The sequence below is a fragment of the Pseudomonas sp. BF-B-30 genome, assembly GCF_019956305.1.
In the GTDB taxonomy this organism is placed as follows: Bacteria; Pseudomonadota; Gammaproteobacteria; order Pseudomonadales; family Pseudomonadaceae; genus Aquipseudomonas; species Aquipseudomonas jessenii.
In genome coordinates this window covers 1-20,897 of the sequence record NZ_JAHBDG010000006.1, presented here as the reverse complement: position 1 = coordinate 20,897, position 20,897 = coordinate 1, and the positions used below count along the sequence as shown (strand labels likewise).

The 20,897-nt window shown below is 60.1% G+C and carries 21 protein-coding genes; 2 read left to right on the top strand and 19 right to left on the bottom strand.

The genetic code is table 11. The annotated features are described in order from the left end of the window. Nucleotides 1–100: 100 nt before the first annotated feature. The 16 genes from KGB29_RS03720 to KGB29_RS03645 form a co-directional block, all read right to left on the bottom strand. Nucleotides 101–661, bottom strand: a complete 561-nt coding sequence (locus KGB29_RS03720) for a DUF1285 domain-containing protein (protein ID WP_223616249.1) — start codon at nucleotides 659–661, stop codon at nucleotides 101–103. 16 nt (nucleotides 662–677) lie between these two features. After that, on the bottom strand, nucleotides 678–1,286 hold the full coding sequence (locus KGB29_RS03715) for a DUF4823 domain-containing protein (protein WP_057713723.1): 609 nt from the start codon (nucleotides 1,284–1,286) through the stop codon (nucleotides 678–680). 168 nt (nucleotides 1,287–1,454) lie between these two features. Next, on the bottom strand, nucleotides 1,455–2,423 hold the full coding sequence (locus KGB29_RS03710) for a GTP 3',8-cyclase MoaA (protein WP_090457196.1): 969 nt from the start codon (nucleotides 2,421–2,423) through the stop codon (nucleotides 1,455–1,457). A 137-nt stretch (nucleotides 2,424–2,560) separates the two neighbouring features. Then, entirely contained in the window at nucleotides 2,561–3,199 is a 639-nt protein-coding gene (locus tag KGB29_RS03705) for a TetR/AcrR family transcriptional regulator (protein ID WP_007977040.1), read from the bottom strand. Between the two features lie 342 nt (nucleotides 3,200–3,541). Further along, nucleotides 3,542–4,327, bottom strand: a complete 786-nt coding sequence (locus KGB29_RS03700) for a TatD family hydrolase (RefSeq protein WP_154860314.1) — start codon at nucleotides 4,325–4,327, stop codon at nucleotides 3,542–3,544. 67 nt (nucleotides 4,328–4,394) lie between these two features. Beyond that, nucleotides 4,395–5,381 carry a DNA polymerase III subunit delta' gene (locus KGB29_RS03695; protein ID WP_154860315.1) on the bottom strand — a complete coding sequence of 329 codons (987 nt, stop codon included), beginning with the start codon at nucleotides 5,379–5,381 and terminating at the stop codon, nucleotides 4,395–4,397. Continuing rightward, a complete protein-coding gene (gene tmk / locus KGB29_RS03690; RefSeq protein ID WP_223543668.1) occupies nucleotides 5,374–6,006 on the bottom strand; it encodes a dTMP kinase in 633 nt (210 codons plus the stop codon). Before tmk ends, KGB29_RS03695 begins: the two co-directional genes overlap by 8 nt. Nucleotides 6,007–6,025: 19 nt before the next feature. Further along, on the bottom strand, nucleotides 6,026–7,258 hold the full coding sequence (gene mltG / locus KGB29_RS03685; protein ID WP_223543667.1) for an endolytic transglycosylase MltG: 1,233 nt from the start codon (nucleotides 7,256–7,258) through the stop codon (nucleotides 6,026–6,028). 3 nt (nucleotides 7,259–7,261) lie between these two features. Then, entirely contained in the window at nucleotides 7,262–8,077 is an 816-nt protein-coding gene (pabC, locus tag KGB29_RS03680) for an aminodeoxychorismate lyase (RefSeq protein WP_223543666.1), read from the bottom strand. Continuing rightward, nucleotides 8,077–9,321 (bottom strand): beta-ketoacyl-ACP synthase II, encoded by a 1,245-nt coding sequence (fabF, locus tag KGB29_RS03675; RefSeq protein WP_095056620.1) that lies wholly within the window; start codon nucleotides 9,319–9,321, stop codon nucleotides 8,077–8,079. Before fabF ends, pabC begins: the two co-directional genes overlap by 1 nt. A gap of 109 nt (nucleotides 9,322–9,430) precedes the next feature. Continuing rightward, complete coding sequence (acpP, locus tag KGB29_RS03670; protein WP_003175607.1) at nucleotides 9,431–9,667, bottom strand: acyl carrier protein; 237 nt, start codon at nucleotides 9,665–9,667, stop codon at nucleotides 9,431–9,433. 196 nt (nucleotides 9,668–9,863) lie between these two features. Next, entirely contained in the window at nucleotides 9,864–10,604 is a 741-nt protein-coding gene (fabG, locus tag KGB29_RS03665; RefSeq protein ID WP_007987168.1) for a 3-oxoacyl-ACP reductase FabG, read from the bottom strand. A 16-nt stretch (nucleotides 10,605–10,620) separates the two neighbouring features. Further along, the gene (gene fabD / locus KGB29_RS03660) at nucleotides 10,621–11,559 is read right to left on the bottom strand and encodes an ACP S-malonyltransferase (RefSeq protein ID WP_008050436.1); all 939 of its coding nucleotides are present in this window, start codon (nucleotides 11,557–11,559) and stop codon (nucleotides 10,621–10,623) included. 125 nt (nucleotides 11,560–11,684) lie between these two features. Further along, nucleotides 11,685–12,695, bottom strand: a complete 1,011-nt coding sequence (gene plsX / locus KGB29_RS03655) for a phosphate acyltransferase PlsX (protein WP_263290312.1) — start codon at nucleotides 12,693–12,695, stop codon at nucleotides 11,685–11,687. Between the two features lie 4 nt (nucleotides 12,696–12,699). Further along, nucleotides 12,700–12,882, bottom strand: coding sequence for a 50S ribosomal protein L32 (gene rpmF, locus KGB29_RS03650; RefSeq protein ID WP_003179396.1), 183 nt, complete (start codon nucleotides 12,880–12,882; stop codon nucleotides 12,700–12,702). A 13-nt stretch (nucleotides 12,883–12,895) separates the two neighbouring features. Beyond that, nucleotides 12,896–13,423: a YceD family protein gene (locus KGB29_RS03645; protein WP_007942001.1), complete on the bottom strand. Its 528-nt coding sequence runs from the start codon at nucleotides 13,421–13,423 to the stop codon at nucleotides 12,896–12,898. Between the two features lie 105 nt (nucleotides 13,424–13,528). Here KGB29_RS03645 and KGB29_RS03640 point away from each other — a divergent pair, with 105 nt between their 5' ends. After that, a complete protein-coding gene (locus KGB29_RS03640) occupies nucleotides 13,529–14,107 on the top strand; it encodes a Maf family protein (protein ID WP_150812204.1) in 579 nt (192 codons plus the stop codon). A 54-nt stretch (nucleotides 14,108–14,161) separates the two neighbouring features. On the opposite strand, the gene KGB29_RS03635 is transcribed toward KGB29_RS03640, so the two are convergent. From KGB29_RS03635 to rluC, 3 genes are read right to left on the bottom strand one after another with little or no spacing between them, the layout of a single operon-like run. Beyond that, nucleotides 14,162–15,151, bottom strand: coding sequence for a S49 family peptidase (locus KGB29_RS03635; RefSeq protein ID WP_223543665.1), 990 nt, complete (start codon nucleotides 15,149–15,151; stop codon nucleotides 14,162–14,164). Between the two features lie 24 nt (nucleotides 15,152–15,175). Continuing rightward, nucleotides 15,176–15,838 (bottom strand): HAD-IA family hydrolase, encoded by a 663-nt coding sequence (locus KGB29_RS03630; protein WP_154909309.1) that lies wholly within the window; start codon nucleotides 15,836–15,838, stop codon nucleotides 15,176–15,178. After that, on the bottom strand, nucleotides 15,825–16,787 hold the full coding sequence (gene rluC / locus KGB29_RS03625) for a 23S rRNA pseudouridine(955/2504/2580) synthase RluC (protein ID WP_007977058.1): 963 nt from the start codon (nucleotides 16,785–16,787) through the stop codon (nucleotides 15,825–15,827). Before rluC ends, KGB29_RS03630 begins: the two co-directional genes overlap by 14 nt. 702 nt (nucleotides 16,788–17,489) lie before the next feature. Between rluC and rne the strand changes: the two genes are divergently transcribed. Continuing rightward, entirely contained in the window at nucleotides 17,490–20,753 is a 3,264-nt protein-coding gene (gene rne, locus KGB29_RS03620; protein ID WP_223543664.1) for a ribonuclease E, read from the top strand. Nucleotides 20,754–20,897 lie beyond the last annotated feature (144 nt).

The following is a 20,897-nucleotide window of genomic DNA, read 5'->3' as shown; positions in this document are numbered from 1 at the left end:
TGTGGGAGCGAGCTTGCTCGCGATGACGGAGTAACAGGCAACATGGATGTTGAATGTTATGCCCTCATGGCGAGCAAGCTCGCTCCCACAGGGTTATGGGTCAGGGTTCGAGACCGATGGGGAAGAACTCGCCGTCACTCCATACACCGAGCCAGCGCTGGCCGTCGATCTCGCGACTCACCGCCAGCTCCACCAATTGATAGAACACGTTGCGATGGATCAACGCTTCAAGATTGCTGCGCACATGCACGTAAGGGGCAGGCTCTTGCGTTACCGGGTCGATGACCACACGCATCGGATGATCGGCGCCGGCCTCGGTGGTTTCATCGACGTTGGTGGTAAAGCGCAACACCTGCGCCTCGCCCTCGCCTTCCACGTCCACCGCAATCGCCACGAACGGCGCATCGTCGACCTTGATCCCGACCTTTTCCACCGGAGTTATCAGGAAATAATCATCGCCGTCGCGGCGAATGATAGTGGAGAACAGTTTGACCATCGGCTTGCGCCCGATCGGCGTGCCCAGGTAATACCAGGTGCCGTCCCGGGCGATGCGCATGTCGATGTCGCCGCAGAAATCGGGATTCCACAGGTGCACCGGCGGCAAGCCTTTGGTCTTGGGGATTTGCCCCAGCAAGTCGTTGGCTTTTTGCGGGCCACTCATGGCGTTCTCCTTGAAATTACTGGTCGCTGAGCCCCAGCAGGCTGCGCGCGTATTGCTCCAGCGGCGGGCCCATCAGGTCTTCGGGTTTTTTATCGTGGAACGTCAGTAAACCGCCACGACTCTTGATGGTTGCAGTATCAATCAAATACTGGGTGCTGGTCTCGATCAACATGATCTGAATCATACCGCTGTCGATGCCGAGACGATCCAGGGCTTCCTGGTCCAGCCACTCGTCCGAGTTGCCGATACGGTCGTCAGACTTGGCAAACCGGGTGTAGAGCAGATAGTGCGCACCGGCGGCACGGGCTTCGCCCATGGCCTGGTCGAGGCCTTCCGGCGTACGGGCACGGCGGACCATCGGGAAATATTCGACGAAGCCGTCGAACGCGACTTCGGCAATCACGTTGGGCCGCGGATAAACGGCGCTGCCCGGCGGCATGAAAGCGCCCTGGGCGATGTAGACGAACGAGTCCGGCTGAATGCGCAAGTTGTTTACGCGACGGCTGTCACTGTGATCGAGCAGCCCCGCATCGCTCATATGGTAACGAGTCCCTTCGGCCATATCGCTGACGTTCATGCAGCCACCAAGTGCCAAAACGGCCAGCAGCAAAACCAGGCTACGCATCCTATCCTCCAGAGGCCGGTGTCGGAAAACCGGCGAATGGCCGTAGGATGCAGCTTTTGCGCCAGCTCATGAGCAGTGGCATCTGACAGTCCGAATCGCGAGCAAGCTCGCTCCCACAGGGAACTGCATATCACCTGTGGGAGCGAGCTTGCTCGCGATTGCGGAAGATCAGCCGCCGATAATCTTCATGACAGTCGCGCCGCCAGAGAACGCCACTTCCTGCTTGTCACCCAAGGCTTTCACCAGCAGCCGCTGCAGGGCCGGCAGGGCCTGATGGCGTGGCTTGTCCAGCAGGTCACCGATGTAATGGCGATTGCTCGACGACAGGCAGCCATGCAGCCACCCGGTGGAAGACAAACGAAGTCGCGAACAGGTACGGCAGAAAGGCACGCTCTCGTTGGCGATCACGCCGAAATAACCCTGGCCGGGAATCTCATATCGAACGGCCGTCGCATCGACCGGGGCATCGGCTTGCAGGTATTCGTAGCGTTCGCCGATCAGGCTCAGCAATTGCTGGAGACTGACGAACTGCTGCAGAAAGGCATTGGAATCGTTGGCCAGGTGGCCCATGCGCATCAGTTCGATGAAGCGCAGTTCATAACCGCGCTCCAGGCAGTAGTCGAGCAGCGGCATCACTTGATCGAGGTTCTGTCCGCGCAGCGGCACCATGTTGACCTTGATCTTCATGCCGGCCGCACTGGCCTCGCTCATGCCGTCGAGCACGGTGGCCAGGTCGCCGCCCCGGGCAATACTGCGGAACGCACTGGCGTCGAGAGTATCGAGGGAGACGTTGAGGCGCCGGATACCGGCGTTCACCAGCAGCGGCAGTTTCTTCGCCAGCAACTGGCCATTGGTGGTCAGGCTGATGTCTTCCAGGCCCATCTGCCCGACCGCCGTCATGAACGCCTCGAGTTTCGGGCTGACCAGCGGCTCGCCGCCGGTAATGCGCAGACGCTCGATGCCCGCCGCTTCAATCAGATAAGCCACGCCGCGCGCCATGGCTTCGGCCGACAATTCATCCTGCGCAGCCACCAGCCGCTTGCCGTTGGGCACGCAGTAGGTACAGGCGTAATTGCAGGCTGAGGTCAGACTGATTCGCAAGTTGCGAAAACGCCTGCCTTGACGATCAACGATCATGGTCACTCCGGCGGAAGAATATCGGGCCGCTAAAACTTGACTCAGAAATCAAGTTTTAGCAAGTCCTCTACCTGAGTATATTCCTGCGCTACTGCGCCATGTAGCGAAATCATGGCGCAATAAGGCAACTGAATGGCTCAGCTGCCGGAAGTGTCGGTGTCACGCTTGCGCTTGTTGCCCATGCGCACGCCGATGTCCATCAGGAACTGGAAGAAACCTTCCTGATCTTCCAGCACATTGCTCCAGAACGGCGAGTGATACAGCGCGACGGCACCGTGCACCAGCGCCCAGGACGCGCAGTAGTGGAAGTAAGGTGGCACGTCTTCCAGCTTGCCTTCGCTGATCCGGCCCTTGATCAGCAAGGTCAGGCGTTCGAAGTTCGAGGCACGGATCTTGTGCAGCTCCTCGATCATCTCCGGCACCTGGTTGCCCTTGACCACTTTCTCTTCGAGGCGGTCGAACAGGCGATAGCGTTGTGGATCGCGCATGCGGAATTCGAAGTAGGCCCGGGACAGGGCTTCCTTGTCCTTGTCGACATCGGCCGAATGCAGCAGAGCGTTCAAATCGCGCTCGTAGTCGAGCATCAGGCGCAGATAGATTTCCGCCTTGGATTTGAAGTGCTTGTAGATCGTGCCTTTGCCGATACCGACGGCATCAGCAATCATCTCGACGGTGACACTGTCTTCACCTTGTTCGAGGAACAGCTTGAGCGCGGTATCGAGAATTTCCTGCTCGCGGCGACGGAATTCACGGACCTTACGAGGTTCTTTATGCATAAGAAAAGGTCTGTCGGGGTCAAAATTCGAAGCCGCGTATTATGCCTAACTTACGCAAAAATGCACGGATCATCCGACCATATCTGCGCTTTCTGGTCATTCCGCGTACGTTTACAGGGTGATGAGAACTCTTCCGAAGCGCACGTATTCCAAATTTGTTTAAAAACCCGGACCGGTAAACTGGACGAGGCGCAATCCTGATCAATACTTGAACTGTCGGCGGGGCATCTCCCCCAAGTGTCACGCCGATATTGGTACCAACGGACCGCGTGCCATTGTTTTACTCCTAATGGTCTTAACCCGGATTCACCCCCCAGAACCCGGGTTTTTTTTGCCTGCGATTTAACCTTTTACATGTGCCAGCGGGAACAGTCGCTGGAAATTCGCCGTGGTTTGCTCGGCAAACCGCTCGTAGGGCTCACCACGCAACATTGCCAGAAATTCCGCAACTTCACGCACGTACTGCGGCAGGTTTGGTTTGCCACGATAGGGAATCGGCGCCAGGTACGGCGAGTCGGTTTCCACCAACAATCGGTCGGCAGGCACCTTGCTGGCCACATCGCGCAACGCATCGGCATTGCGGAAAGTGACAATCCCGGACAGGGAAATGTAATAGCCCATGTCCAGCGCAGCCTTCGCCATCTCCCAGTCTTCGGTAAAGCAATGCAGTACGCCCGCCTGGGGCAGCGCCGCTTCACGCAGCAAGTCCAGGGTATCGGTGCGGGCGCCACGGGTATGGATGATCACCGGTTTGCCGGTCTGCTGCGCCGCTTGCAGGTGCAGGCGGAACGATTCCTGCTGCAACTCTGCTGCTTCCGGCTCGTAGTGGTAATCGAGGCCGGTTTCGCCAATCGCCACCACCCGCGGGTGATTGAGCTCCTGCAACAGCCAGTCCAGCGCCGGCGCGGCCCCCGGCTGCACATCCAGAGGGTGCACGCCCACCGAGCAGTCGACATCGTCATAACGTTCGGCCAGGGCCTTGACGTCGGCCGCGTTGTCCGCGCTGACACCGATACACAGAAAGTGCCCTACCCCACGCTGCCGGGCAGCCTCCAGGGCAGCATCCAGGGAGCCCTCGTGGGCGGTCAGGTCAAGGCGATCAAGGTGACAATGGGAATCTACGAGCATAAAGGGCTGCAACTTGTATGGGTGGGACGGTCGGATGTTCTGATACTCAGAGTCTAGGCGCAGACAGTCATCGTTGGGCAGGCAACGACGCCCATTGCACCAGCAATGCTTCCAGCAACAAGGCCGGGTTGAGGTTGGCCTTGCTCAGAACTTTCTGCCGCTGGGCGAGGATCCAGTCCTGAATATCGAGGACTTTGCCCTGGGCGCTTTTCTGCGCCAGGTATTGCACGACCTTGCGCATGTCGGTCAGGCCGAGGCCGGCTTCATCCTGAGTCAATTGATAGCGCAGGATCAGGCTCGACCAATCGCAGAACCAATCGAACAGGCGCAACATTGGAATGTTTTTCCATTCTTCGGCCAGTTGCGTCGGCGACTGTTGTTGCTTGAGGAGTTTTTTCACCCCTTCCACCACTTGCGTGCGCTGTTCACGCACGCCCTGGGCCTGGAGATTGACCGCCGCCAGCGGCGAACCGGCGGCCAGCGTCAGCAGTTCGACGCGCTCATCTTCGGAGCACTCCGGCAACGCCTGGGCCAACCACTTCAAGCTCATGGCCTCGCCCGGCAGCGGACAGGCCTGCTGCACGCAGCGACTCTTGATGGTTGGCAACAAGCGGCTCGGCTGATGGCTGACCAGCAACAGAACGGTATCGCCGGACGGTTCTTCAAGGCTTTTGAGCAAGGCGTTGGCGGCGTTGATGTTCATCGACTCGGCCGGCTCGATCAGCACCACTTTGCGCCCGCCCAACTGTGCGGTCTGCACAACGAAACCGACCAGGTCGCGAACCTGGTCGACCTTGATCGCCTTGTCGGCTTCTTCCGGCTCCAGGATGTAGTTATCCGGATGGCTGCCAGCCTTGAGCAGCAGGCAGGATTTGCATTCGCCGCAGGCTTGCAGCGCGTTCGGGCGCTGGCACAGCAAGCTGGCCATCAAGCGCTCGGCCAGTGCCCGCTTGCCGATTCCGGCGGGGCCATGCAGCAGGTAGGCGTGCGCATGCTGGGTGCGACCGGCCAGTTGCTGCCAGAGGTTTTCCTGCCACGGATAGGCCTCAGCCACGGCTCAACTCCAGCAGGCGCGGCAGCAAGGCATCCAGCGATTGCTGAACCTGTGCCAACGGCTGGGCAGCATCGACCAGCACATAACGCGCCGGATCCGCCTTGGCCCGCTTGAGGAAGGCACTGCGTACGGCATCGAAAAAGGTCCGGCCTTCGAGCTCGAAGCGATCCAGACGACCACGAGCGCTGGCGCGGGCCAGGCCGACCTCGACAGGCAGATCGAAAATCAGCGTGAGGTCCGGGCGCAGATCGCCCTGGACGAAGGTTTCCAGGGTCGCGATGCGCTCCAGCGACAAGCCGCGACCGCCGCCCTGATAGGCGTATGTCGAATCGGTAAAACGATCACACAAGACCACGGCACCGCGGGCCAGCGCCGGGCGAATCACCTCGGCCAGATGCTGGGCACGCGCCGCGAACACCAACAGCAACTCGGCATCCGGGTTCATGACTTCATCGACCGGGGCCAGCAGCACTTCACGAATGCGCTCGGCCAACGGCGTGCCACCCGGCTCGCGGGTCAGCACCACCTCGATGCCGGCAGCGCGCAGGCGCTCGGCCAGGTATTCGCGATTGGTGCTCTTGCCGGCGCCTTCCGGGCCTTCCAGAGTAATAAACAAGCCAGTCACAGGCAGTCCTTAATCAGAGTCATTGCGGGCTTTTCGGTGCGCTTGCATCGGGTTCGGGCGTTTCAGGGGCTGGCGCAGGATCTTGCGCCGGCACTTGCGGCAGCGCCTCGGGAACCGTGTTCGGTGAAGCGGCCGGGATCGGCGCCTGCTCCTGCGAAGACCTGGCCTCCTGCATACCGTTTTGCTCAGCCTGGATTGGCGGCATCTCGGGCGTAGTAGCCGGAGCCGGGCTGGAGCGGTAATCGGCGCGACGCTTGAGCTGGAACTCCTTCACGGCATTGTTGTGGGCATCCAGGTCGTCGGAGAACACATGGGTGCCATCGCCACGCGCCACGAAGTAAAGGCTGTTGCCATCCACCGGATTGAGTGCCGCATGGATGGCTTCGCGACCGACCATCGAAATCGGCGTCGGCGGCAGGCCCGCATTCATGTAAGTGTTATACGGCGTCGATTCCCTGAGGTGAGCCCGGGTCAGCTTGCCGCTGTAGCGGTCGCCGAGGCCGTAGATCACCGTCGGGTCGGTCTGCAGCAGCATGCCCATCGCCATGCGTCGTACAAACACGCCGGCAATCTGCCCGCGCTCCTGCGGTACGCCGGTTTCCTTTTCCACCAGCGAAGCCATGATCAGCGCCTGGTAGGGTTCGGTGTACGGTGTATCTGCAGAGCGCTTTTCCCACTCCTTGGCGAGTACTTCATCGAGGCGGTCGTAAGCGGTTTTCAGCACCTCGACATCGGACATGCCCCGCACGTAACGATAGGTGTCAGGGAAGAAGCGCCCTTCCGGAAAAATCCCGGTGTGGCCGAGCTTGTCCATGACCTGGCTATCGCTCAAACCGTCAAGACTATGTTCGAGCTTCTCTTCCCTGGCCAGCGCTGCGCGGACCTGACGGAAACTCCAGCCTTCGACCAGGGTCAGGCTGTACTGAACCATTTCCCCGCGTTTCCACAGGTCGATCAGGCCTTCGACGGTCATGCCGGGCTGCATGCGGTATTCACCGCTGTGCAGGGGTTGTCTGGCGAGGTTGAAGCGCCAATACACCCGCAGCCAGAATGCGTCCTTGATGACGCCGTTGGCTTCGAGTCGGTAGAGGGTGCGGGTCGGCGTGGTGCCCTTGGGCACATCCAGCAATTGTTCCTGGGTAATGTTCAGCGGCTGTACCAGCGCCGAATGAATCTTCCAGGCTGAAGCACCCATCAGCAGCCCCGCCAGAACCACACCGGTTTCCAGCAGCAGCAAGAGTTTACGTCTCACGTATCAAGCATCCAGTAGCACACGGGCAATGGTTTGGAGTTTACGGGTGAGCGGCCCAACCGGCCAGTGAAGAGCAGCATAGGCGCGCACCGGCCAGATACCATACACGCTGTTGCAGACAAAGACTTCGTCAGCCCATTGCAGCTGTTCGAGGGGGATATCGGTGATTTGCGTGGGGATTCCCAGCGACTTGGCCTGAAACAATATTTCTGCGCGCATCACGCCTGCCACGCCGCAGCGCTTGAGGTCCGCTGTGATGAGCACGCCATCACGCACCAGGAACAAGTTGCTGAACACGCCTTCAATTACGCGCCCGGCCTGATCGAGCATCAAGCCTTCGGCATGCTCGGTGTCCTGCCATTCGGCACGGGCGAGGACTTGTTCAAGACGATTCAGGTGCTTGAGGCCGGCCAGTAATGGCTGCCTGGACAATCGCGTGGCGCAGGGAAACAAACGAACACCCTGTTCACCATGCGCGGCAGGGTAAGCCGCAGGTGGACTGCCTTGCACAATGCGTCGGGCCTGGGCCGAAGGATCGGGGGCATAACCGCGCAGACCGTCGCCACGGGTGAGAATGAGCTTGAGCACCCCGTCACCCAGTGCCGCGGCGTAGGCCAGCAGTTCGCTGCGGATCAGCTCCTGCTCGGCTGTTATCGCCAGGCGCGAACAGCCATCCGCCAGGCGCGACAGATGCCGGTCCAGCAACACGGGCTGGCCGCTGCGCACGGCGATGGTCTCGAACAGACCATCGCCATAAGCCAGGCCGCGATCCTTCAGCGACAAAGCGTCAGCCGGCTGACCGTCGACCCAGCTGTCCATCAGCCTGCGAACCGACGGAACACCAGCGAACCGTTGGTGCCGCCAAAACCGAAGGAGTTGGAAACGACCACATCGATATCCATGTTGCGCGCCGTGTGCGGCACAAAATCGAGATCGCAGCCTTCGTCCGGCTCATCGAGGTTGATGGTCGGCGGCGCTACCTGGCTGTTGATTGCCAGCACGCTGAAGATCGCCTCGACCGCGCCCGCCGCACCCAGCAGGTGACCGGTCATGGACTTGGTGGAACTGACGGCCAGCTTGTAGGCGTGCTCGCCGAATACCGACTTGATCGCATTGACTTCGGCCAGGTCGCCTGCAGGAGTCGAGGTGCCGTGGGCGTTGATGTACTGCACTTGATCGCCATTGATTTTGGCATCGCGCAGCGCATTGGTGATGCAGCGCGCAGCACCCGCACCATCGGCTGGCGGCGAGGTCATGTGGTAGGCATCGCCACTGGTGCCGAAGCCGATCAGCTCGGCGTAGATGGTCGCGCCACGCGCCTTGGCGTGCTCGAGTTCTTCCAGTACCAGCGCACCGGCGCCATTGGACAATACGAAGCCATCGCGACCCTTGTCCCATGGACGGCTGGCGCGGGTCGGCTCGTCGTTGCGGGTCGACAGCGCGCGGGAAGCGCCGAAGCCGCCCATGCCCAGACCGCAGGCCGCCATCTCGGCGCCGCCGGCGATCATCACGTCAGCTTCGTCGTACATGATGTTGCGGGCCGCCATGCCAATGCAGTGTGTACCGGTGGTACAGGCCGTGGCGATGGCGTAGTTGGGTCCCTGTGCACCGAGGTGGATGGACAGGAAACCGGAAATCATATTGATGATCGAGCCTGGCACGAAGAACGGAGAGATCCGTCGTGGGCCGGTCTCATGCAGCGTGCGGGCGGTTTCTTCGATATTGGTCAGACCGCCAATACCCGAGCCCATGGCCACGCCGATACGCTCACGGTTGGCGTCAGTGACTTCCAGACCGGCATTGCGTACCGCCTGAAAACCTGCGGCCAGACCGTATTGAATGAACAGGTCGAGCTTGCGGGCTTCCTTGACCGACAGGTATTCCTCGACATTGAAGTCCTTTACCGAGCCGCCAAAACGGGTGGAATAGGCAGAAAGGTCGGCGTGTTCGATCAGACCAATGCCACTGCGGCCAGCCAGAATGCCCTGCCAGCTGCTCGGCACATCCGTGCCCAGTGGCGACAACATACCCATACCGGTGACTACGACGCGTCTACGCGACACAGCACTCTCCTTTTTTCAAATGACGACTTTGCATCAGGCCTAAAGAAAAAACCGCACGCCATGATGGCAGTGCGGTTTTTCCATGACAGCGAGCAACGATTACAAACTATTACGCCTGGTGGCTAGTAACGTAGTCGATTGCAGCTTGTACAGTAGTGATCTTCTCGGCTTCTTCGTCAGGGATTTCGGTCTCGAATTCCTCTTCCAGAGCCATCACCAGCTCAACGGTGTCAAGGGAGTCGGCACCCAGGTCTTCAACGAAGGAAGCAGTGTTGACCACTTCTTCTTCTTTAACGCCCAGTTGCTCAGCAACGATTTTCTTGACGCGCTCTTCGATGGTGCTCATACCTTGTTTTCACTCCTAATGGACAAATTCAGGCAGCTGGCCAGTGGGTAAGTGTATAGAAAGGCTTTTCAGCTTTTCAACTGAAAGCTTCACTCCTCGAACCCGGTGACCCTCTGCCTATAAATAGATTGCAGCTTTATAACGGATTTTAGACAGCTCGTATGACATTTTTTTGAAGCAATCCGTCACATTTGAATTACATGTACATCCCGCCGTTCACCGGGATTGTAGCTCCGGTAACGTAAGCCGCACCGTCCGACGCAAGAAAAGCGACCACGGACGCGATCTCTTGAGCCTGCCCCAGACGACCCAGCGGAATCTGCGTCTGCAAGGCTTCACGCTGTGCCTCGGGCAGTTCACGGGTCATATCGGTATCGATGAACCCAGGAGCCACCGAGTTTACCGTAATCGAACGCGAACCGACTTCGCGCGCCAGAGCACGGCTGAAACCTTCCAGGCCGGCCTTGGCGGCAGCGTAGTTTACTTGGCCTGCGTTGCCCATGGCACCCACAACCGAGCCAATACTGATAATTCGGCCCCAACGAGCTTTGGTCATGCCGCGCAAAACGCCCTTGGACAGGCGGAACAGACTGTTCAGATTGGTATCGACAACGTCGTGCCACTCGTCGTCTTTCATGCGCATCATCAGGTTATCGCGGGTGATACCGGCATTATTGACCAGAATCGCCGGCGCACCGAACTGCTCCTGAATGCTCGCCAGAACACTTGCCACGGACTCGTCGCTGGTGACATTGAGTTCCAGGCCAGTGCCCTGAATACCGTTTTCCTTCAGGGTCGCGGCAATGCGCTCAGCACCCGACGCGGAGGTCGCGGTACCAACAACGATGGCGCCCTGACGACCCAGTTCCAGGGCGATAGCCTGGCCGATGCCACGGCTTGCACCGGTGACCAGTGCAACTTTACCTTGCAGACTCATGCAAGCTTCTCCTGATTCAGGCCAACGCTGCACGGGCGGCAGCGAAAGCGTCTGGGGTATTGAGGTTGGATGTCGACACGCCTTCGGCGCAACGCTTGTTCAGACCGGCCAGCACTTTACCCGGGCCACACTCGACCAGGTTGGTCGCGCCCTTGGCGGCCAGTGCCTGGACCGATTCAACCCAGCGTACTGGCTTGTACAGTTGCTCGAGCAGATCGCGCTTGAGGGTTTCCAGATCGGCCGGCACCTGGGCACTGACGTTCTGCACCACGGGAATCTGCGGTGCCTGCCAGTCGATCGCCGCGATCGATTCGGCGAAACGCTCGGCAGCCGGGCGCATCAGTTCGCAGTGCGACGGCACGCTGACCGGCAACGGCATGGCACGCTTGGCGCCACGCGCCTTGCAGCCTTCGATGGCGCGCTCGACGGCAGCCTTGGCACCGGCGATGACCACCTGGCCCGGCGAGTTGAAATTGACCGCGCTGACCACTTCGCCTTGCGCCGCTTCGGCACAGGCTGCCAGTACGTCGGCATCGTCCAGACCCAGGATGGCGGCCATGCCGCCCTGCCCGGCCGGAACGGCTTCCTGCATCAGCTGGCCACGACGCTCGACGAGCTTCACCGCATCGCCCAGGCTCAGACTGCCTGCCGCGACCAGCGCGCTATATTCACCCAGGCTGTGCCCGGCAACGTAAGCCGGGCGCGCACCACCTTCGGCCAGCCACAAACGCCACAGGGCGATAGAGGCGGTCAGAATGGCTGGCTGGGTTTTATCGGTTTGATTGAGTTGCTCTTCCGGCCCTTGCTGGGTCAGTGCCCACAGGTCGTAACCCAGTGCATCGGAAGCTTCTTTGAATGTTTCAAGGACAACCGGATGTTGCGCGCCCAGCTCGGCCAGCATGCCGAGGGACTGCGAACCCTGTCCTGGAAAGACGAATGCGAGGGAAGCAGACATGTAACAAGCCCCTAATGATCTTGTCGTCGGAGAGTTGGCGCCCCGCTTTGGGGACGCAAGAAACTGACAGTTGGATGGCCCATCGAACCAAGCGGTCACATTTAAGCATTGTCCGACGAAAACGCCTAAAGCAACAAATCCTCCAGACGACCGTGCAGACGCTCGGGAAGATTCTCCTGAATCTCGATCAAGGCGCGCTGAATGGCACTCTGAAACCCCTGGACCCCAGCAGAACCGTGGCTTTTCACCACAATGCCCTGCAAGCCGAGAAAGCTCGCACCGTTGTGCCGGGCAGGTGCCAGATCGGCCTGCAGGCGCTTCATCAACGGTAGTGCAAGCGCACCGACCACGCGAGAGGCCAGGCTCTTCCTGAACAACGCTTCGATGCGCCCGGCAATCATGGTCGCCAGACCTTCGCTGGATTTGAGCAAAATGTTGCCGACAAAACCGTCACACACCACCACATCCGCTTCGCCACGGTACAAACCGTCGCCCTCGATAAAGCCGATGTAATTGATGCCACGGGCGCCTTGCAACAAAGTCGCGGCCAGCTTGACCTGTTGATTGCCCTTGATGTCTTCGGTGCCGATGTTCAGCAACGCCACCCGAGGACGCGCTATGCCCAGGGTCTCGGCCGCCACCGAGCCCATGACCGCAAACTGCAACAGATGCTCGGCACTGCAGTCGACGTTGGCGCCCAGGTCGAGCAACTGGCAATAACCCTTTTGTGTCGGAATCGCCGCTACCATGGCCGGACGGTCAATGCCGGGCAAGGTCTTGAGCACGAACCGCGACAACGCCATCAGCGCACCGGTATTACCGGCACTGACACAGGCCTGGACCTTGCCGTCACGCAACAACTCAAGCGCCACGCGCATCGATGAATCGGGCTTGCCACGCAGGGCCTGGGCAGGTTTTTCGTCCATGGTGATGACTTCGGACGCCGGCGTAATCGACAGGCGCGCGCGTTCCACAGCCGGATTGCCAGCGATCAGTTCTTCAAGAAGGGAGGGTTGACCGACGAGGGTCAGGTGCAGCGAGGGTGTGGCAGACAGGCAAGCAAGGCTGGCCTGGACAATGCTGCGGGGACCGAAGTCCCCGCCCATTGCGTCAATCGCGATGACTTGAGCGGACAAGTGATTACTCGTCAGCGCCCTTGTCGATCACTTTACGGCCACGGTATACGCCTTCTGGCGATACGTGGTGACGCAGGTGAACTTCACCGGTGGTTTTTTCTACAGACAGGGTGCTAGCCTCGAGAGCGTCGTGCGAACGGCGCATGTCACGGGCAGAGCGGGATTTTTTGTTCTGCTGAACAGCCATAATTGATTAACTCCTAAACGTTTGGGTCACGCTTTAACTGCGCCAATACACTGAACGGGTTGGACCGCGTTACCTCGTCCTCGCTCGGTTCGGGCTCATCTGCTCCCGCCGGCTGCTGGCATTCTTCCGGATGATGAGCAGGCACAATGGGCAAGGCGAGCAGAAGCTCCTCCTCGATCAGTGACTGCAGATCCAAAGGATCTTCGCCCAGTTCCAGCACGTCATAACCTTTCGGCAACGACTGGGTATTCGCACCCTCCTTCACCACAGCGTAACTGCATTCGCTATGGATCGGCAGGGTGACCAGCTCAAGACAACGCTGGCAAACCATTTTGACTTCAGTGTCGATAAAGCTGTGGATGACCACAGATTTACGTTCATCTCGTTCAAAAACGAATTTAGCCTGCACCGTACCGACATTGTCGGAAAGCGGGTCGCAGAGTCTCTCCAAATCGGCCAGCAGCATTTCACCTTGAAGGGTGGTGCCACGATCAGCCAATTTGCGCGGGTCAACGTGAGGTGGAATCGGGTCATTCAACATAGGCGCAGCATTATAGGGATGCACCCGCCCATGTCAAAGGAAATTCAGCCCTGTCCGTCACTTGGAAGCCTCGCTAGAATTCGCACACGCCTTATGGAGTTGTGCATGCTGCCTTTATTACTCGCTTCCAGCTCGGCCTATCGCCGGGAATTGCTGACCCGCCTGCAGCTGCCTTTCACTTGCAGCTCGCCGGATATCGACGAAAGCCATCGCCCGGGCGAGTCCGCCATCGAGCTGGTCAAGCGCCTCGCCGAAGAGAAAGCGCGCGCCCTGGCCGACAGCCATACCGCTCATCTGATAATCGGCTCCGACCAGGTCGCCGTACTGGGAGAGCGGATTATCGGCAAACCCCACACATTCGAAAAAGCCCGGGAACAACTGCTGGCCGCCAGCGGTGCCAGCGTGACGTTCCTCACCGGCCTGGCCCTGCTCAACAGCCAGACCGGGCACTGCCAGGTCGATTGCGTGCCGTTCACCGTACACATGCGCACACTCGACGCTCCTCGCATCGAACGCTACCTGCGCGCCGAACAACCCTACGACTGCGCAGGCAGCTTCAAGGCCGAAGGCCTGGGCGTCAGCCTGTTTCGCAGCACCGAAGGACCTGACGCCACCAGCCTGATCGGCCTGCCGCTGATTCGCCTGATCGACATGCTGCTGACTGAAGGCGTACAGGTTCCCTGAATCCCGATACCAAAAAACCGGCCACGCAGGCCGGTTTTTCATGTCACGTCAGAATCAGCGCAGCGACGGACCGTTAAAACCCATCCACATCGCCAAATGCTCAGCCACGCTGGCGCCGAGCTTTTTCGAAAAGCGATCGAATGGCGATTCCTGAACGGTGAAGTCCACCAGTTCTTTCTCACCGATCACATCCCGCGCAACCGAACTGGCATTACCCAGCCCATCGATCAACCCCAATGGCAGTGCCTGCTCGCCGGACCAGACCAGGCCAGAGAACAACTCCGGATGCTCCTTGTCTTTCAAGCGGTCGCCACGACCCTGCTTGACGCTATTGATGAACTGCTTGTGGGTCGTATCGAGCACGCCCTGCCAGAAGGCGGTTTCTTCCGGCTTCTGTGGCTGGAACGGATCGAGGAACGACTTGTGCTCGCCAGACGTGTAGGTACGACGTTCGACACCCAGCTTCTCCATGGTGCCGACAAAGCCATAACCGGCTGCCGTCACACCGATGGAGCCGACCAGGCTCGCCTTGTCGGCGTAGATCTGATCCGCCGCACTGGCGATGTAGTAAGCGCCGGAAGCCCCCAGATCGGAAATGACCGCATAGAGCTTGATGTCCGGGTGCAGACCGCGCAGACGCTTGATCTCGTCATAGACATAACCCGACTGCACCGGACTGCCGCCCGGGCTGTTGATGCGCAGGATGATGCCCTTGACCTTCTTGTCCTCGAAGGCCGCACGCAAGCTGCCAACGATATTGTCTGCACTGGCCGACTCCTTGTCGGCAATCATGCCTCTCACATCGATCAACGCCGTGTAATTGGCACTAAGGGTGCCGGCCTTTTCCATATCCATCAGAGGCGAAAACAGGGCAATGGCGCCGAACAGATACACAAAAATCAGCAACTTGAAGAATATCCCCCAGCGACGGGACCGGCGCTGCTCCTGTATGCCGGCCAGCAGGGTCTTTTCCAGCAGTTTCCAGCTTTTGTCGTCACCGCTCTCTGCGCTCGCCTTGGCGGGCGCCTTCCATTCGTCGGTCATGCCATCCACCCCAAAAACAACCGGTTAAGCCCGCTGATTCAGCCAGGCATGCAATTCTGAAAAACGGTCGATGGCCAGTCGCGGTTCATACAACCTCAACGCATCGATCGATTGAGCGCCATAACTGACGGCCACCGAACCCATGCCGGCGTTGCGCGCCATCTGCAAATCAAAGGACGAATCACCCACCATCAACGCCTGTTCCGGGCGAACCTCGCAATGGGCGAGAATCTGTTCGAGCATCAGCGGATGGGGCTTGCTGGCGGTTTCGTCGGCGGCGCGAGTGATATCGAAGTAATTCTCCCAGCCATGGGACTTCAACACCCGATCCAGCCCGCGACGGGCCTTGCCGGTCGCCACAGCCAGATGATAGCCCTCGGCACGAAATGCCTCGAGCGACTCGACCACACCCTCGAACAGCGGCGAAGGCACAGCCTCCGACGCGATGTAATGCTCAGCATAGTGCTCGCGGAACGCGATCAGCTCGGCGTCGCCGATTTCGGGGTACAGGGTGCGGATCGCTTCCGGCAAGCCCAGGCCAATGATACCCTTGACGGCCAGATCATCGCGCAGCTCAAAACCGGAACGCTGCGAGGCAACGTGCATCGCCTCGACAATCCGACCAATGGAATCGGCCAGAGTGCCGTCCCAATCAAAGATCAGCAGCTTGTAATCAGATGGGCGCACTCAATCGCTCCACGGTTTTGGCCCACATCTCGTCGACCGGCGCTTGCAGCTTCAGTTCACCACCATCGGGGAGCGGCACCGTCAGCATGTAGGCGTGCAGGAACAGGCGTTTGCCGCCCAGATCGCGGATTTCCTTGCTGAAACCTTCGTCGCCATACTTGGTGTCGCCAGCGATGCAATGCCCGGCGTGCAAGGTATGGACGCGGATCTGGTGAGTCCGGCCGGTAATCGGCTTGGCTTCGATCAGGGTGGCAAAGTCGCCGAAGCGGCGCAGGACCTTGAACACGGTCACGGACTCCTTCCCCTCCTCCTCGTCGACCTCGACCATGCGCTCGCCGGAGCGCAGATTGCTCTTGCCCAGCGACGCACGGACTTGCTTGATCGAGCTCGCCCAGTTACCGCGGACCAGCGCCATGTAGCGCTTGTCGACGCCATCACCGCGCAATGCGGTGTGCAAGTGGCGCAACATGCTGCGCTTCTTGGCGATCATCAACAGGCCGGACGTATCGCGGTCGAGACGGTGAACCAGTTCGAGCTCTTTGCAATCGGGGCGCAACTGACGAAAGGCTTCGATCACCCCGAAAGTCAGGCCGCTGCCACCATGAACAGCAATGCCCGCGGGCTTGTTGATCACGATCAGCGCCTTGTCTTCGAAGACAATCGAGGCCTCGAGCCGCTGCAGCAGTCCTTGTGCCAGTGGCACCGGTTCGTCGCGTTCAGGCACGCGAACCGGCGGCACGCGCACGATATCGCCCGCCTGCAGCTTGTACTCGGGCTTAATCCGACCTTTGTTCACGCGCACTTCGCCCTTGCGCAAAATGCGGTAAATCAAGGTCTTGGGCACGCCTTTGAGTCGGGCGAGAAGGAAATTATCAATGCGTTGGCCGGCATATTCCGGCGAGACCTCAAGCAGTTGTACGCCTGGAGTCGGGGGGGTAGTCGTCGTCATGGCGCGGATGATAACAATTTTTTATGGAATTGAAGCACTTAATCATTGCTGCTATAGTCGCGAACGTCGCCAAAAGCGGCCTGGACAGCGGACCAACGGTCAAAAACCGGCCCTGACCAACGCAATTCACCAGGACGCGAGGCCGTCCTACGGGGCTTTCGCTACGTAACGGTGGAGTTTGCAGGTGTAACGAGCGCAGGTGACATGAGGCCTGAATCACGCCACAAAGCAGAGTTTTCCACTCGTTTTGCGAGCCATATTCACGGCCAGTTCACAAAGTGCAGTCAGCTGCGAATGACCCCGAGCGAAGGCATCGGAAACAACGCCTAAATTAGCCATGATGCGTGACCTCCCCTTTCGGAGCTCACGGTAAATGCCAACCCGCTGCGGATTCTGCGCGCGGCAGCACCCGAATTATCAGGGATACGTGTAGGGTGGAGATGCACAACCGCCGGACTGTGTAGCAACAGGCTTTCTCAAGACGCTTCATCTCGTCCACAGCCGCTGGTTGATTCCTCCTCCTGACTGAGTGCTTAAGTAGCCACAGCAAGCAGGACGCGTACGTCGCGATGAAGGCCCACATTGGCCGGACTTCGCTGGACACGGGAAATGGCCAACCACTCCCGACGCACCTGACACCGACCGTGAGAAGTCGTGTGTGCCGAACGCCGTTTCCGGCAGCCCGGAAACCGACGGTACTACATGAAAAGAATGCTGATTAACGCAACTCAACCCGAAGAGTTGCGTGTTGCACTGGTAGATGGCCAGCGCCTCTACGACCTGGACATCGAATCCGGTGCACGCGAGCAGAAGAAGGCCAACATCTATAAAGGCCGGATTACTCGCATCGAACCAAGCCTCGAGGCTGCCTTTGTCGATTTCGGCTCTGAGCGCCACGGCTTCCTGCCCCTCAAAGAAATCTCCCGCGAATACTTCAAGAAAGCCCCGGAAGGTCGCGTCAACATCAAGGACGTCCTGAGCGAAGGCCAGGAAGTCATCGTTCAGGTCGAAAAAGAAGAACGTGGCAACAAGGGCGCCGCCCTGACCACCTTCATCAGCCTGGCCGGTCGTTACCTGGTGCTGATGCCGAACAACCCGCGTGCCGGCGGTATCTCCCGTCGCATCGAAGGCGAAGAGCGCAACGAACTGCGTGAAGCCCTGAACGGTCTGGTTGCCCCGGCCGACATGGGCCTGATCGTGCGCACTGCAGGCCTTGGCCGCAGCAGCGAAGAAATGCAGTGGGACCTCGACTACCTGCTGCAACTGTGGACCGCCATCAAGGAAGCTTCGCTGGACCGCGCCGCGCCATTCCTGATCTACCAGGAAAGCAACGTGATCATCCGCGCGATCCGCGACTACCTGCGCCAGGACATCGGCGAAGTGCTGATCGACAGCGTTGAAGCCCAGGACGAAGCCCTGACCTTCATCCGCCAGGTAATGCCGCAGTACGCCAGCAAGATCAAGCTGTACGAAGACAGCGTTCCGCTGTTCAACCGTTTCCAGATCGAAAGCCAGATCGAAACCGCTTTCCAGCGCGTTGTCGAACTGCCTTCCGGCGGTTCCATCGTGATCGATCCGACCGAAGCCCTGGTGTCCATCGACATCAACTCGGCGCGCGCCACCAAAGGCAGCGACATCGAAGAAACCGCGCTGCAAACCAACCTTGAAGCGGCCGAGGAAATCGCCCGTCAGTTGCGCCTGCGCGACATCGGCGGCCTGATCGTCATCGACTTCATCGACATGACCCCTGCCAAGAACCAGCGCGCCGTGGAAGAAAAAGTCCGCGAATGCCTGGAAGCCGACCGTGCTCGCGTGCAAGTCGGTCGCATTTCGCGCTTCGGCCTGCTGGAAATGTCCCGTCAGCGCCTGCGTCCATCCCTGGGTGAAAGCAGCGGCATCGTCTGCCCGCGTTGCAACGGCACCGGCATCATCCGTGACGTTGAATCGCTGTCCCTGGCGATCCTGCGCCTGATCGAAGAAGAAGCCCTGAAAGACCGTACCGCCGAAGTTCGTGCACAAGTGCCGATCCCGGTGGCGGCGTTCCTGCTCAACGAAAAACGCAACTCGATCACCAAGATCGAACTGCGCACCCGTGCCCGCATCGTCATCCTGCCGAACGATCACCTCGAAACGCCGCACTTCGAAGTACAGCGCCTGCGTGACGACAGCCCGGAAGCCGCGACCAACCAGTCCAGCTACGAAATCGCCGCTGCCGCTGCCGAAGTCGAAGAAGTCCAGCCAGCCGCTGCGACCCGCACCCTGGTTCGCCAGGAAGCTGCGGTCAAAACGGCCCCGGCCCGCGCCAACGCTCCGGTGCCGACCGAAGTGGCCGCTCCAGCCCCTGCCCCGGCCGCCGTACCGGAGCCAAGCCTGTTCAAAGGCCTGGTGAAGTCGCTGGTGAGCCTGTTCGCCACCAAGGAAGAGCCTGCCGCACCGGTTGTGGTTGAAAAACCTGCCGCCGAGCGTCCGGCCCGCAACGAAGAGCGTCGCAACGGTCGCCAGCAGAGCCGCAACCGTAACGGTCGCCGCGATGAAGAGCGCAAGCCTCGCGAAGAGCGTGCACCGCGTGAAGAACGCGCACCACGTGAGCCGCGTGAAGAGCGTCAGCCACGGGAAGTGCGTGAACCTCGCGAAACCCGCGAAGAAACGCCAGCGGTAGCCCGCGAAGAACGCGCACCACGCGCGCCTCGTGAAGAACGTGCACCGCGCGCTCCGCGTGAAGATCGCAAGCCACGTGGCGAGCGTGAAGAACGCGTTCGTGAACTGCGCGAGCCTCTGGATGCCGCTCCGGCTGCTCCGGCCGCCGCTGCTACCGCTACGGCAGCTACCGCTGAAGAACGCCCGGCTCGTCAGCCACGTGAAGAACGCGCGCCACGCCCACCGCGTGAAGAACGTCAGCCACGTGCCGAACAAGCTGCCGCAGCCGCAACTGAAGAAGAACTGACCACCAACGAAGAGCAACTGTCGGAAGACGGTCAGGAAAGCGCCGAAGGCGATCGTCCACGCCGCCGCTCCCGTGGTCAGCGTCGTCGCAGCAACCGTCGCGAGCGTCAGCGTGACGCCAACGGCAACGTGATCGAAGGTTCGGAAGAGTCCGAGTCCGGCGAAAACGCTGAAGCGCCAAGCACTGCCGATCTGGCCGCCGGCCTGGCTGTCACCGCAGCTGTTGCCAGCAGCGTGATCAGCGCTCCAGCAGAAGCTGAAGCCAATGTGCAAGCCGAACGCGCCACTGCCGCGACCCTGGAAGCAGCTCCGGTTGAAGCGCCAGTCGTTGAAGCGACCACACCGGTCGAAGTCACCGCCTCGCCGGAAATCGAAGTGGCGCCAGCGCCAGAAGCTCAGCCTGCTGTTGAAGCGGCTGCCGAGCCAGCGCCAGTGGTAGAAGCACCTGCCCAGGCTGCGGAAGCGGTTGTTGAAACCGTGACTGACACCGTGCGTGAAGTTCGCGAAGAGCAAACCGCATTCAACTGGGTTGCCGAGCCAGCCGTCGCTGAAACCGCTGCACCAGCCGCTGAAACCCAAGTGGCAGAAGCCATGGTTTCCGAGCCGGTGGTTGCCGCAGCAGAACCGGCCCCGGCGCCGGTGGTTGAAGCGCCAGCCGTTGAGGCACCGGTCGTTGCCCAAGCACCTGCACCAGTGGTCGAAGCCGCTCCTGCCAGCGCCCTGACGCCAAGTGGCCGTGCGCCTAACGACCCGCGTGAAGTGCGTCGTCGCAAGCGTGAAGCCGAGCGTCTGCAGAAGGAAGCTGAACTGGCTGCCGCTGCGGCTCCAGCTGAAGCGGTTGTCGCTGCCGAGCCTGCACCGGTTGTTGCTGAAGTGGTTGAGGCAGCTCCTGCCCCGGCTGCCGAAGTGGCTGCCGAGCCGGTTGAGTCGGTGATCCACGAAGCACCGCGCTCCGTTCAGGAAGCGGTAGAGCAACACGAGCAAGCCCAGGAAAAAGAACACGAGCCTAAACCTCTCGTCTGATTCCATCGGCCACTAAAAAGCCCCGCCTGGTGATCCCAGGCGGGGCTTTTTCATGTCTCGTGCAATCACACGGTTCCTTGTGGGAGCGGGCTTGCTCGCGAAGGCGGCCTGGCAGTCAACTGAGGTGTTGGATGATCCACCGCC